10 protein-coding genes, 1 pseudogene and 1 riboswitch are annotated in these 14,370 nt (G+C 37.8%); of the genes and pseudogenes, 7 read left to right on the top strand and 4 right to left on the bottom strand.

The features are described from left to right. Window positions 1–190 precede the first annotated feature (190 nt). Genes DVW83_RS12660 through rsmA form a run of 3 tightly spaced genes read left to right on the top strand, consistent with a single transcriptional unit; the run spans window position 191 to window position 2,397 of the window. Window positions 191–967 (top strand): TatD family hydrolase, encoded by a 777-nt coding sequence (locus DVW83_RS12660; RefSeq protein ID WP_137239444.1) that lies wholly within the window; start codon window positions 191–193, stop codon window positions 965–967. After that, window positions 960–1,526: a ribonuclease M5 gene (gene rnmV, locus DVW83_RS12655; RefSeq protein ID WP_104661856.1), complete on the top strand. Its 567-nt coding sequence runs from the start codon at window positions 960–962 to the stop codon at window positions 1,524–1,526. The genes DVW83_RS12660 and rnmV overlap by 8 nt, the downstream gene beginning before the upstream one ends. Further along, window positions 1,519–2,397: a 16S rRNA (adenine(1518)-N(6)/adenine(1519)-N(6))-dimethyltransferase RsmA gene (rsmA, locus tag DVW83_RS12650; protein WP_104661841.1), complete on the top strand. Its 879-nt coding sequence runs from the start codon at window positions 1,519–1,521 to the stop codon at window positions 2,395–2,397. Before rnmV ends, rsmA begins: the two co-directional genes overlap by 8 nt. 496 nt (window positions 2,398–2,893) lie before the next feature. On the opposite strand, the pseudogene DVW83_RS16150 reads toward rsmA, so the two are convergent. After that, window positions 2,894–4,104, bottom strand: a pseudogene (locus tag DVW83_RS16150) (IS110 family transposase). 369 nt (window positions 4,105–4,473) lie between these two features. Between DVW83_RS16150 and DVW83_RS12635 the strand changes: the two are divergent. Continuing rightward, on the top strand, window positions 4,474–5,100 hold the full coding sequence (locus DVW83_RS12635; RefSeq protein ID WP_104660704.1) for a hypothetical protein: 627 nt from the start codon (window positions 4,474–4,476) through the stop codon (window positions 5,098–5,100). A gap of 67 nt (window positions 5,101–5,167) precedes the next feature. Here DVW83_RS12635 and DVW83_RS12630 read toward each other — a convergent pair whose 3' ends face one another. Further along, window positions 5,168–6,277 carry an ABC transporter ATP-binding protein gene (locus DVW83_RS12630; protein WP_104660703.1) on the bottom strand — a complete coding sequence of 370 codons (1,110 nt, stop codon included), beginning with the start codon at window positions 6,275–6,277 and terminating at the stop codon, window positions 5,168–5,170. Window positions 6,278–6,451: 174 nt separating this feature from the next. Between DVW83_RS12630 and mgsA the strand changes: the two genes are divergently transcribed. After that, complete coding sequence (gene mgsA / locus DVW83_RS12625) at window positions 6,452–6,874, top strand: methylglyoxal synthase (protein ID WP_104660702.1); 423 nt, start codon at window positions 6,452–6,454, stop codon at window positions 6,872–6,874. A gap of 157 nt (window positions 6,875–7,031) precedes the next feature. Next, window positions 7,032–7,131: riboswitch (THF riboswitch) on the top strand. 37 nt (window positions 7,132–7,168) lie between these two features. Continuing rightward, window positions 7,169–7,705, top strand: a complete 537-nt coding sequence (locus DVW83_RS12620) for a folate family ECF transporter S component (RefSeq protein ID WP_005876627.1) — start codon at window positions 7,169–7,171, stop codon at window positions 7,703–7,705. Between the two features lie 44 nt (window positions 7,706–7,749). Here DVW83_RS12620 and DVW83_RS12615 read toward each other — a convergent pair whose 3' ends face one another. Both DVW83_RS12615 and DVW83_RS12610 read right to left on the bottom strand, forming a co-directional pair. After that, on the bottom strand, window positions 7,750–9,513 hold the full coding sequence (locus DVW83_RS12615) for an ABC transporter ATP-binding protein (protein WP_104660701.1): 1,764 nt from the start codon (window positions 9,511–9,513) through the stop codon (window positions 7,750–7,752). Window position 9,514: 1 nt separating this feature from the next. Next, window positions 9,515–11,230, bottom strand: a complete 1,716-nt coding sequence (locus tag DVW83_RS12610; protein ID WP_104660700.1) for an ABC transporter ATP-binding protein — start codon at window positions 11,228–11,230, stop codon at window positions 9,515–9,517. A gap of 313 nt (window positions 11,231–11,543) precedes the next feature. Between DVW83_RS12610 and DVW83_RS12605 the strand changes: the two genes are divergently transcribed. Further along, a complete protein-coding gene (locus DVW83_RS12605) occupies window positions 11,544–14,312 on the top strand; it encodes a sigma 54-interacting transcriptional regulator (protein ID WP_104660699.1) in 2,769 nt (922 codons plus the stop codon). Window positions 14,313–14,370 lie beyond the last annotated feature (58 nt).

The raw sequence follows: 14,370 nt of genomic DNA, 5'->3' as shown, positions 1-14,370 counted from the left end.
TTGTGGTTAAAAACATTGTACCGTAAAAGGGCTGTTACATGGCCTTTTATCTTTTACACAATTATATGGACTTTATCATGTTTTTTCTATAAAAAATTATTTTTCTAAAAATAAATCTTGATTTTTAGTTTTAATACTTCTGCCATAGCTGCTTATATGCTAAAGTAATGAAGAAAAGGAGAGATAGAAGATGATATTTGATTCTCATACCCATCTAAATGCGGAACAATTCAATGACGATATTCCAGAAACGATTGAACGCGCAAACGAATTGGGCGTGACTAAAATGGCTGTTGTGGGCTTTGATACGCCAACCATCGACAAATCACTGCAGCTTAGTCACGATTATTCAAACATATATAGTATTATCGGCTGGCATCCAACAGAAGTAGGTAGTTATACAAAGGAAGTCGAAGAAAAATTACAAGAGCAGTTAACAACGCCAAAAGTTGTTGCACTAGGAGAAATCGGTCTGGACTATCATTGGATGGAAGACCCTAAAGAGGTCCAAGATAGAGTTTTTCGTCGACAAATAGCGATTGCGAAAGAAATGAATTTGCCAATCAGTATCCATACAAGGGAAGCACTTGAAGATACGTATGCGATTTTAAAAGAGGAAGATATTCGTGATATTGGCGGGATCATGCATAGTTTCAGCGGAGATTTTGAGTGGGCAAAGCGATTCCTCGATTTAGGCATGCACATCTCATTTAGTGGAGTCGTAACGTTCAAAAAAGCGACAGATGTGCAGGAAGCAGCCATGAATGTGCCGCTTGATCGCTTGTTAGTAGAAACAGATGCTCCTTATTTGGCACCAGTCCCTTATCGTGGAAAACGAAATGAACCGGGATATACTCGTTATACTGTTGAAAAAATTGCAGAATTACGAGGACTAACGCTGGAAGAAGTTGCTGGACATACATGGAAAAATGCACATCGTCTATTTAGGTTAAATGAAAATGACTAAGTTAAAAATCCAAGAAATCATCGTCGTTGAAGGAAAAGACGATACTAGAAGACTTCAAGAGGTAGTGGATGCTGACACGATCGAAACTATCGGTTCAGCGATCAACGAAGATATTTTGATGCAAATCGAACATGCCCAAGAAACACGAGGGGTCATCATCTTCACCGATCCAGATTTTTCGGGAGAAAAAATTCGGAAAACGATCATGGAAGTCGTGCCACAAGCCAAACATGCATTTTTACCGCGCAAACAAGCACGTCCACGTAAACAGGGAAGTCTTGGTGTAGAACATGCAAGTGATGAAGCAATATTAGAAGCCTTGAAAAAGGTCGTGACTCCTGCTGAGGAAAAAAAAACTACTGAGATCACTAGACAGATTCTTGTTGCTCATGGTTTAATAGCTGGAGCGAAAGCAAAAGAAAAACGCGAAAAATTAGGGGATGAATTGCGGATTGGTTATACCAATGGTAAGCAATTGGAAAAACGTTTGAAGATGTTTCGGATCACCCCAGAAGAATTTGTACAAGCAATGAAAAAAGTGGAGGAACAACATGAGTGAATACCGTGATATTGCGACACCCTCTAGAACAAAAGAGATCTTATTGAAACACGGTTTTTCGTTTAAAAAAAGTTTAGGACAAAATTTTTTGACTGAACCGAATATTTTAAGAAAAATCGTAGAAACGGGTCAAATCAATGAAGAAACGAATGTTATCGAAGTAGGCCCAGGAATTGGTGCTTTAACTGAGCAATTAGCCAGAAATGCCAAACAAGTCGTTGCTTTTGAAATCGATGATCGTTTGATTCCTGTATTAGAAGATACACTGGCTCCTTATCCGAATGTGACTGTGGTCCATCAAGATATTTTGAAAACTGATTTACAACAGGCCACTATGGACTATTTTGACACAGAATTGTCGTTGAAAGTGGTTGCTAATCTTCCATATTACATTACCACGCCAATTATGATGCATTTTTTGGAGTCAGAGTTGGTCGTTGATGAAATGGTCGTGATGATGCAAAAAGAAGTTGCAGATCGGATCTCTGCTCAACCAGGAACCAAAGCATATGGCTCTTTGTCCATCGCTGTACAATACTACATGGAAGCTAGCGTAGCATTTATCGTTCCAAAAACAGTATTTGTTCCTCAACCAAATGTTGATTCAGCTATTTTGAAGTTGACGAGAAGAGCAGAACCAGCGGTCAAAGTGACCAATGAAAAAGCCTTTTTCCGATTGACGAAGGCTGCTTTTCAACAAAGAAGAAAAACATTGTGGAATAATTTACAGGCAACCTATGGGAAAGAAGAAGAAACGAAGGCTTGGCTAACTAGAAGTTTGGAAAAAGCGAATATCGATCCAAAACGCCGAGGAGAAACATTATCTTTAGAAGAGTTTGCAACATTAAGTAATGCGCTGGAAGAAAATTAAAAAGTACATCAAGCGGAAATATTTTGATAACCAGAAAATCGTAACGAAAGATTTCCGTCTACAGAAGAGGGCGAGACAAAAGTCGTTTAGGTTTGAAAAATTCGAGAGAAAGAGCGTGGGACAAAAGTAAGAAACACTTTTGTCTCATTTTTTAAAAACGAATAAACGGTGAGAGCAGAAGCAACTCCTTCAGAAATAAACCGAAATTCACAAAAATTTGAAAAGCAATTTTCGTTGATTTCTTCTTATTTCTCGGAGTAAAACACTTCTGTCCCAGCCTCTTTTTTGAAATTTCCGAAAAACCTGACTTTTGGATGCCATTTATTCGAGAGTCTGCAGTAAAACTGATTTTTAGATTTGTCCCACATTCTTTCCTACGTTTAGTCAAGTACTTTTTTCTATTGGTTTTTATCAAGAAAAAAGTATACGAAATAAGCCTAATAAATTAGAAATTTTTTTATTAGGTAGGCTATAATTCTAGATAAGGATACATTCCTTATTGGTTGTTAGAGGCCGTATATGAATAATCATACGGACTTGAATGTCGTACCATCGAATGGAGACATTTCAAGAGCTTGTTGATGCAGGCGATGAGCGCAACCTTATGCTTTTTGGGCGAAGGTTGCGTTTTTAGTTTATAGTAATAGTCCATCAGATGATTGGACCCCGCCGCTTGTTGCTGAATCATGTTTATCATAATAAAATACAAATTTTTTCGGGCCTTCGGATTCCCATGTTTATTCATGTGTTCTTTGGCTGTATATTTTCCAGATTGATATCTTCTGGTATCAACACCGACGAAAGCGTTCAATTGCTTATGAGAAGAAAAACGCCGAATATCCCCTAATTCACCAATAATGAGCCCTGAAGAAAGTTCACCAATTCCAGGGATACTTTGATAGAAATCAAATTCTATTGTTTGTTTCGCAATTTCAACTAGCTGTTTGGCGAGTTGTTCTTTTGTTACAAGCAATTGTTGGGCATAATACACGACTTTTTGAACAGAAATACTTTGTCCAGATTCTGCTGGATAAGAATTTTGCGCAAGTGAAAGTAAGGTTTGTGCTTTAGCCAAGGATTTTTGATCGGAGATTTTTTTATCTGCATTTTTCTTTAACACATTTTTTACCTTGGTTTGGCTTAAGTGTGCCAAGTAATCAGGGTGGGGAAAAGTTCGACAAGATTTAAGGCGAGTTTTGATAACCTGTTCGTGAAAAGTGTTTCCAACTATGGGAAAGTCAATTGTAAAGCGGTATGCAGGTTCATTCTCGTGCGTTTAATGTTCCTTTCAATTTGTTGATAAAAGCATGCAAAATCGCGTGTTTGTTTATAGACTTCTGTTTGAGATTGTTTTGGTTGCCACAAAAATTGACCGTGTGTTTGTGCCAGCCGATGGGTATCTCGTTTATCCGTTTTGACTGAATGTAAGTCAATATTCAGTTGTCTTTTCGCTTTTAAAGGGTTTAATAAACGATAGGCTAAATGATGCTTTTGACAAAAAGTTTCAATGACTCTTGAATAAACCCCCGTTGCTTCAAAAACGATTTGTGGTCGTTCTGGAAGAGCATAAATTTTTTGAAGAAGTGCATTGAAATGTGTTTTATCGTGAAGAATTTCTTGTTCAAAAAGACAAGTATTTTCATGATAAATAACGACATAACTTTTTCCCATTGAGATATCTAAAGCAAGTACATACATAATTTTCATCTCCTAAGACGTATTGAAAGGTTCTTCACTGCTTCATTTCGTTTCTAATTTCCTTTACACGGGTTCGAAGCTCCAACATACTTAAACCAGGTTTTAAAATGACAGTGAAGGAGACCGTTTTTTGTTTGGGACTCGTAGTCCAAGAAAGTGTGGTCGGTCTTTCTTTTACAATAAACTATACGCTTAAAAGAGTATTAGAGGGTAATTTCATCCGTTGATGAATTTACCCTCTAATCTTAGTATGTTTTTCTTTTATTGAACTAATTTCATGATTATTCATTTTTTCGGCGTATGTGTCTTGACACGTTTTGTAGTTAAAGGTAAAATAAGACGATATTTATGTGTCAAGACATGTTAGGAGAGTGAAAAATGAAAAAAAATTCAGTACGAACACTTACGATTTCTGCATTATTAATTGGCATGGGTGTGATTATCCCGATGGTGATGCCTAAAATCATGATTCCACCAGCATCTTTTACATTAGCATCCCATGTGCCATTATTTATTGCCTTATTTTTTTCACCTGGTGTAGCAATTGTTGTTGCATTAGGTACAACATTCGGTTTCTTTTTATCTACACCATTCATTATTGCATTACGTGCATTATCGCATCTAGTATTTGCCGTTATTGGGGCATGGTACTTACAAAAAAATCCAGGAATCGTTTTGAAAGACGGTCAAGTGACATTAGCAAATTGGCGTTTTCAAAGTTTTAATCTGGTGATCGGCATCATCCATTCGATTACTGAAATGTTAGTCGTCAGCGCCTTCTTCTTTATGGGGAATATGCCTGAAACGTATTATTCAGGTGGTTATTTTTACACCGTATTTATTTTGATGGGTGTGGGTGGCCTGATCCATAGTTTAGTAGATTATAATATTGCTTACTTTGTTGCAGGGACATTGAGCAAATATTTCGATATCCCAATATTTACTAAAGCAAAACAATTAGAAAAAAAAGAAATCATTGGCAAGACAGTTAAAAAAGTCGCTTAAAATGATCAGCTGATCATCAAAAGAACGGTACAAGAGTTATCCTGTGCCGTTCTTAAAGGGGGCGATTCTAAGGTAAAGTAATTACTTCTTCTGTATCTTTATCAAAGAAATGACCTTTACTGATATTGAAGGCTAGATCCACCATTTCACCTGGTTTATGGAAATCACGCGCATCGACTTTAGAAATAAATTCAGTAGAACCTGTCTTAGTATAAAGCATTGTTTCCGCACCAAGTAATTCTGAAACGACAACTTCAGAGTTGACCACGGCTTCTGGAGAAGCTTCTAAAGCGACTTGCTCGCTGTGGATGTCTTCTGGACGGATACCGAAGATGACTTCTTTTCCTTCATAACCTTTTTCAACTAAAACTTTATTTTTTCCTTCAGGTATTTTCAATTTCAAACCATGGCCATCTGAGATCACGCCATTGTTCAAAGTCACATGGAAGAAGTTCATTGCAGGTGAGCCAATAAAGCCAGCTACGAACATATTGACAGGAGTGTCATATACTTCTTTTGGTGTACCAATTTGTTGGATGAAACCATCCTTCATGATAACGATACGGTCAGCCATCGTCATTGCTTCCGTTTGGTCATGGGTCACGTAGATCGTTGTTGTTTCTAAACGTTGATGTAATTTCGCAATTTCTGCACGCATGGCAACCCGTAATTTTGCATCTAAGTTTGACAATGGTTCATCCATCAAGAATACTTTTGCATCACGGACGATTGCTCGACCCAATGCGACACGTTGGCGTTGTCCACCAGATAATGCAGCTGGTTTACGTTTCAAATATTCAGTCAATCCTAGGATCTCTGCTGCATTTTCTACCCGTTTTTTGATATCTGTTTTGTCATATTTTCGCAATTTTAGACCGAATGCCATGTTATCAAAAACAGTCATGTGAGGGTAGAGGGCATAGTTCTGGAAAACCATCGCGATATCACGATCTTTCGGTGCTACATCATTCATGACTTTCCCACCAATGTTCAGTTCACCTTCTGAAATATCCTCTAGACCCGCGATCATTCTCAGTGTTGTTGATTTCCCACAACCGGAAGGCCCAACAAAAACGATGAATTCACGATCATCGATCGATAAATTGAAGTCGGTTACAGAATAGTTCTCTGCGTTGTCATATTTCTTGTATACATGTTTTAATGCCATTTCTACCATTTGTCATTCCACGCTTTCTATTAGTTTTATTCGTTAAACAAATTATATGTGAAAGCGTTATCTTTTTTCTATGTCACATTGAACAACAATTGATTTAAATTTTGGTCAATGTGCTCATCTTTGATGTAAAATGAAAAGGGACACATTTTTTGGCAAGAAGAAGGAGTGATAGAGATGAAAATCGCGTTGATCGCGCATGACCGAAAGAAACCGATGATGGTCAAATTAGCAACAGCTTATCAAGCAATATTGGAAAGACATGAACTTTTCGCTACGGGCACTACTGGTGCGAAAATCACAGAAGCAACTGGCTTGAAAGTCCATCGTTTTAAATCTGGGCCATTAGGGGGAGATCAGCAAATTGGTGCGATGATTTCTGAAGATGAATTGGATTTAGTGATTTTTTTACGGGACCCATTAGCAGCTCAACCACATGAACCAGATGTTACTGCACTGATTCGTTTATCCGATGTCTACGAGATTCCGCTTGCAACAAATATTGGCACTGCAGAAGTACTCCTGAGAGGATTAGAAGCTGGTTTTTTAGATTTCCGTAAAGTCGTGCATGAGTTAGAAAAGCGTCCATTATCTTTTTGATAAAATTCGGTATTTTTAAAGTATAATGCCATTTGGTACAGAAACATGTCGTCTAATCACGAACTTAGAAATAGGTATATTTGAAAATATATGTTTTTTTATTTACAGTGACTAGTGAACTATGCTATAGTTTGCCTGGGAATGATTTCCCAAAATAATCAGAGTAGGAAATAAAGCGTTAAGTGCTGAGAGGATGGGATGTTGCCTCTTTGACGAAGGACTGAATTGTTCGCGGTTTTATTTTCGCATTCGCTGCATGTATTGTGTAGCAGCTCTTAAAGGAGATGCTAGGAAATGAAGAAAAATAGATTAGACGCACGTATGATCGCTATTATGGGATTGTTGATCGCCTTGATGGTCACCCTATCCCGATTAGTCTCGATCGAAACACCTTTTATTAAGATCAGTGTGACCTTTATTCCACAAGTGATCATGGGGATTTTGTTTGGTCCTTTCTGGTCAGGGATTGGAGCGGTATTAGCTGACTTAGTAGGAATGGCATTATTTTCAAAAACAGCCTTCTTTATTGGATTTACATTGAATGCCTTTATCGAAGGAGCAATCTATGGTTTCTTTTTTTATCGAAAAGAAATCACTTGGAAAAATGCGATCTTAGCTACCTTGAGTGTCACGTTGATCATCAACTTGATTTTGACGCCGTTATGGCTAGCGATGATGTACCACGTACCATTATTTAGTTGGGTCGTTTGGGCACCTCGTCTCTTAAAAACAGTGATTTGGATCCCTCTACAGTCCATAGCGATTTATTATGTTGGACGAAGTATTCCATATAAAAAGATATTAAATAGTTTAACTATTCATGCAAAATAAAAAAACAAGCAGTCTTCCCATCCCAGAAGACTGCTTGTTTTTTATTATTGTTTTGTAAATTGTGCTTGGTATAACTGATGATAGTAGCCATTTTTTTGTAGCAGTTCATCATGAGTACCCATCTCGACGATTGCCCCTTGGTCCATTACAAGGATCTGGTCGGCGTTTTTGATTGTTGAAAGACGGTGAGCAATGACGAAACTGGTTTTTCCTTGCATCATGGCGAGAAAAGCATTTTGGATTTTCTTTTCGGTCAATGTATCGACTGAACTGGTCGCTTCATCTAAGATCAGCATAGGCGGATTACTGATCATTGTACGAGCAATGGTCAATAGTTGTCTTTGTCCATCAGAGATTTTAAGGCCTTGTCCGCCAATTTTAGTATCTAATTTTTCTGGCAGACGTTCGACAAATTCATACATGTAAGAAGCTTTTAAGGCTTGATTGATTTCCTCATCACTAGCGTCTGGCTTGCCGTACTGAAGGTTTTCTCTTAATGTACTGTCAAATAACCAAGTGTCTTGTAGGACCATACCAAAGCTTTTTCGTAAAGTATCTCTTTGGATATGTCTGATGTCATAGTCGTCAATAGTGATATAACCAGAAGTGGTCTCATAAAAACGCATCAACAAGTTGACTAACGTTGATTTTCCTGCACCAGTTTTTCCTACGATCGCAATTGTTTGACCTGGTTCAGCTTTGAAGTTGAAATTTTCGATCAGACGTTGTTTTGGTTCATAGGAAAAAGAAACATGATTGAAGACGACTTCTCCTTTGATCGTGTCTGGATTCAAAGCATACGCATCTGGATCATCAGGTGTTTCTTCAGATTGGTCAATCAATTCAAACGCTCGTTCTAAACCAGAAAAAGCTGTCTGTATTTGAGTAGTGATACCCGAAAGCTCAATGAACGGTTTTGAAAATTGACTGGAGTAGATCGTAAAGCTTGAAATCACACCGACAGTGATTGCTGACCCGCTTCTTAGCGCAAGCAATCCACCCACTAAACCGATAGATAGATAAGCCATATGATCAATAAAACGTGAAGAAGGATTGGTTAATGAAGATGAAAATTGAGCACGTTGGCCTTTCTCATAGAGATCTGCGTTCAATACTCTAAATTGTTGCTGATTCACTTCTTCTTGTTGGAAAGCTTTGATTATCTTTTGATTTCCGATTCTTTCGGTAACGAATCCAGAGATGTTTCCAATGATCTTTTGTTGATTGTCGAAATCATTTTGAGAAGCTCGAGCTACGATCCAACTAACCAGAAAGATGATTGGCGTCGAACAAACAACCACCAAAGTCAACAAAGGACTTAATCTTAACATAAAGATAAAGGATAAAACGATAATCGCTACACCTGCGAATAATTGGTTGAAGGCGGCTGATATTGCAATGGAGATGTTGTCCATGTCATTTGTAAAACGACTGACGATATTCCCATGAGAATTTTGATCGTAGTAGCGAAGGGGCAATTTATTCAGACGAGCAAATGCATCTTTTCTAAGTTTAGCTACTGAAAGATAAGCCAGACGGTTACTCAAGACCTGGATCAGCCACTGACTGACTACATTGATCAAAACGATACCGCCAAATAGTAACAGTAAGTGGAAAAGCTTAGTGAATCTTACCTGACCGACACCAATCATTTGATCGATACTTTGACCAATCTGTAAGGTCATAACAACAGTCGCGATCCCATTTATGATTCCTAACAGGATAGCTAACCAAATGTCTTTAGAATAAGACGTAAGATAAGGAACAAAACGTCTAAGGATTTTCCAAGAGATTTTTTTTGTTTTCATACTATGCTTCCTCCTGTGAGGCGACGATTTCGCGGTATTCTGCTGAATGCGCTAGTAGGTCTTCGTGAGTACCTTGAGCCACGATTTTTCCTTGATCCATTACTAAAATCGTATGTGCTTCTTGAATCGAGCGGATCCGTTGCGAGATAATGATCACGGTGCTGTCCAATGAAGTTTGTAACGCTTTTCTCAGATTAAGATCGGTTTGATAATCGAGAGCGCTCAACGAATCATCTAGGATAAGCAATTCTGGTTTGGCGATCAATGCACGTGCGATGGTTAGTCGCTGCTTTTGTCCACCGGAAAAATTCTTTCCGTTCTCCATTACTTTAGTATCCAAACCTTTAGGGAGTTGGCGAACGAAATCTTCTGCTTGTGCAATCCGTAAAGCTTCCCAACATTCTTCATCGCTAGCTTCTTGTTTTCCCCATTGTAGATTTTCACGAATCGTTCCAGTAAACAAGACAGAAGTCTGTGGTACTTGTGAAATTTGGTGTCTTAAAGAATCAAGGTCCCAAGAACGTACATCGACTTCGTCAAAGGAAATAGCACCAGCGCTAACATCATAGAAGCGAGGGATCAATTGAGTCAATGTGGTTTTCCCGCTACCAGTAGGACCAATGATCCCAAGGACTGTCTTTCTTTTTAGCTGGAAGGTGATATCTTGTAAGGCTAAGCCAGAATCTGGTGTATAGCGAAAATCAACATGATCGAATTGGATCATATTCTGAGAGTGGAAATCAGGAATGAGAGGTTCAGCGGAATCAACAATGGTATTTTCTGTGGCTAACACTTCTTTGATTCGATTTCCTGAAGCTTCGGCTCTTGTAAAAATGACCACTAGATTAGAGACGACGATTAGTGCCAATAACATTTGATTCATATAATTGATCAAGGCTAAGACTTGTCCCTGTTGTAAATTACCAATGTTGACTTTGATTCCCCCCACGGTCAATAGACAGATGATCCCCACGTTCATAATCAAAGTGGTTGCAGGAGATAATAGAGCAGAAATATTCGAAACACGAAGATAATTCTTCGCCAGATCATCAGTGTCGTTATTGAATGTATCGATTTCTGTAGCTGTACGAGAAAATGCACGGATCACACGTACACCACTTAGATTTTGACTAACAGTTGCGTTTAGGCGATCTAGTTTTTCTTGTACCTTTTGATAAAGAGGAATTGTTTTTTTGATAATAAAATATAAAATAACTGAAAAAATAGGTAATAGTGCTAAGAAAAATAAGCCCACTTCCCAATCAATGACAAATGCCATGGCTACTGAGCCGATACTTAAAAAAGGAGCACGGATCAACAAACGGATGACCATTGCGAGAGCCAGCTGTAATTGGTTGATATCATTTGTCATTCGTGTGATCAGCGTATCTGTTCCAAAGTGGTTCAGTTCACTATGTGAAAATGAATTGATTTTTTTGATTAGCTGATTGCGCAGTTCGGTACCGAAGCCTTGGGAAGCAACCGATGCGTAATATTGACAGATGATGGCACAAACTAAGCCAATCACTGACATAGCGATCATCCAGACCCCCATTTTGATAATCATTCCTCGATCGTTCATTTTAAGTCCATTATCGATCAAAGACGCCATCAAAAGAGGCAGGATCAATTCGAACACAGCTTCAAAGAACTTGAATACTGGGCCTAAAATGATCTGTTTACGATAATCTTTTGCATAACGTAATAATTGAATCATATGATTCCTCCTAACAAAGTTTTCAGCTAATCACTATCTAGAAAAGAAGCAATGTTTTTTTAGCTGCTTAAACATATTGGATATCAATAAAGATATCTAAATAAATTCATTCCTATATATAAGTAGGTACTCTCACATTGTAGCTTATGAAATTTAGAATGAAAAGTGAACAAGCCTTTTCATAAATGAAACTTTAAAGTGAATTTAACGTTTTTGCTGATTGTTCCGCTTTTTTTGAATCAATGATGAAAAAAACAAAATCTTTTATTGACAAAATGAATGCGTTTTCTATTATTGGAGAGAGGTGAAAAAAATGCTAAAAAAAGAAATTCTGACTTATTTAGAGAATCAAACTGCTTTTATCGATATCGATCAGATAAGCGATGTGTTTACAGCGAAGAAATTGGCAGAATATTTCAACGTGAAACGAAATACGATCAGCCATTATTTAAATCAATTAAATGAGGAAGAGTTGCTAGTAAAAGTGAATTCACGACCGGTTTATTATTTTCATAAAAGTGCGTTTGAACATCAATTTTTTCCTTTAAGCAAGACGTTCTATTCTTCGACAAATAAAATAAAGGAAGAAAAACCAATATTTGCGCGCAGTAAAGATTTATTTTCATTAGTGATCGGTCATGACGCCAGTCTCAAAGAAAGTATCGAGCAAATCAAAACAGCTCTTTTTTATCCTGATGGGGGACTTCCCGTCTTGCTTACAGGAGAAAGTGGAACTGGTAAAAGCTATCTTGTAAACATTATTTATCAATATTGTTTGGAATATGATCTGCTGACAGAAAATGCCCCCCTCATCACATTGAATTGTGCGCAATATGCGGATAATCCAGAATTGTTAACAAGTAATCTATTTGGTCATGTCACAGGTGCTTATACAGGCGCAGTTCAAGATAAAATAGGTGCATTTGAGGCCGCAGATGGAGGTATCCTATTTTTGGATGAAGTCCATCGATTAAGTCCAGAAGGACAAGAAAAGTTGTTTACGTATTTAGATAAAGGAATCATCTATCGCATGGGAGATACGAACCATGCAAGAAAAGTCGATGTTCGCTTGTTCTTTGCAACAACAGAAGAAGTAACAAGTCATTTTCTCCACACTTTTACACGTAGGATACCGATCAAAATCGACTTACCTTCTTTAAAAGAACGGCGAAAAGAAGAACGACTGGAATTGATCTATTCCTTTTTTTTAGCTGAACAGCGAAAAATCAAGTATCCCATGAAAGTAAGTGGACAAGTACTGACGATTTTATCGAATCAGGATTTTAGCGGCAATATCGGAGAATTGAAGAATAACGTCAAGGTTGCGGTAGCAAAAGCATTCGCAGAGCAGATAGAAGAAGATAGGCTATGTATCAAACTGCAACATTTGCAAAAATATCTCTTAACGCTTTCTCCCAATAATAATTCGACCCAATCAGCTGTATGGATCACTGATAAACAGAACCTTGAATATTTAATGGAAAAAAGGCAGCCAGAACAAGAGCGGATCATTCGTTGTTTTGAAGAGTTGCTTTTGACTTTCAAAAAAAGTGGTACCTCTTTGAACAATTGCGAGGATAAATTAAAAGAAGAAGTTGTGCATTTATTTGATTTTTTGCTCTTTGAGACAAGCCGACAAGAAAAGCATGAATTACTGGTCTATTGGATGCATACGATCCGTGAAACGCTGAAACAGATGGAAAGTGCCTATCAAATCAGATTTGATGGGAACACCGTGTATGCATTAAGTTATTATCTGTATCAGCGTAGTACAGTCAAATGGCTACCAGATGAAGAAGAAATCCTTCAATTAATGAAGGGACTATCCCAGCAATTGGAGTTGCTTTATCCAGCTAATTATCAGTATGCTACGCGTATTTTGGAGTTGACGCATTCAAAACTAGATTTAGATAGCACGTTGTTGGATAAAATAATTTTAACGATCTATCTGAAACGGACAAAATGGTCAAAAGAGCAAAGTATCCCCAAAGCGATCATAGCCGCACACGGGTATGCAACAGCTAGTAGTATGGCAAATGTCGCGAATCGTTTATTAGGACAAGATCTATTTGAATCATTTGACATGCCACTAGATGTGACGCCACAACAAATTGCGAATGAAATCATTGATTACAGTAACCATCATGATCTATCGAACGGCTTGATCATCCTAGTGGACATGGGTTCTTTGAAGGAAATCTATCAATTATTTAAAGATCAAGTATTTGCACCGATCGTGATCTTGAATAATGTGACGACACCCTTAGCGATCACGATCGGTGAAAAAATGCAGAACCTTTTAGATCTAAAGACGATCGTTCAGCAAGCCGTTGATGCTACGAAATCAGAATGGAAGATCATCTATCCTGAAAAACATAAACCAAAAGCGTTACTCGTCACTTGTGCCACAGGGATAGGAACAGCCACTCATATGGCTGAATTATTGGAAAAAAGTTTGCCAACAAATCATGCGCTAAAAATCATGCCCTACGAATATCATGTGTTAGCTGAAAGAAAGAAAAAAGAAACTGTTTTCTCAATGTATGATGTCATAGGCGTCATTGGAACGATGAACCCGCAAATTGAAGTTACTCCCTATTTATCTATAGAGTCCTTGATCTCAGGAGAACAAATGGATCAGCTTACTGAATGGTTAGTACCAATTTTTCCCGAAAAAGAAAGGGGAGATTTTGATCAGCGCTTCGTACGTAATTTTTCATTGGAAAAAGTTTTAGATTCGGTCACGATTCTGGATACGGAAAAAGTAATGACAGAGATCGAATATTTCGTACGTGAATTAGAACTTAGATTGGCTACAGACATCAGTACACCAAAAAAGATCGCGCTTTACGTCCATGTCAGCTGTTTGATTGAACGTCTGATCCGACAAATTCCCATTGAAAATTATCACGGTCAAGAGACGATATCGAAGTGTCAAAAAGAAATGTTTGATTCTATAAAAAAAGCATTTAGTGTCATTGAAGAACATTACAGTGTCAAGATTCCTACTTCAGAGGTAGCCTATATCTATGATATTTTGATAAATATTGAAGAGAAGATAGGGAAAGACGAAGAATTCTGAGCAAAGCAAGATACGGCCACTATTTTTGGCATGTATCTTGCTTTATTTAAATTGAGAG

The organism is Enterococcus sp. VV15, from assembly GCF_005236045.1.
Classification (GTDB): domain Bacteria; phylum Bacillota; class Bacilli; order Lactobacillales; family Enterococcaceae; genus Enterococcus_B; species Enterococcus_B durans.
This window is presented reverse-complemented; position numbering and strand designations above follow the sequence as displayed.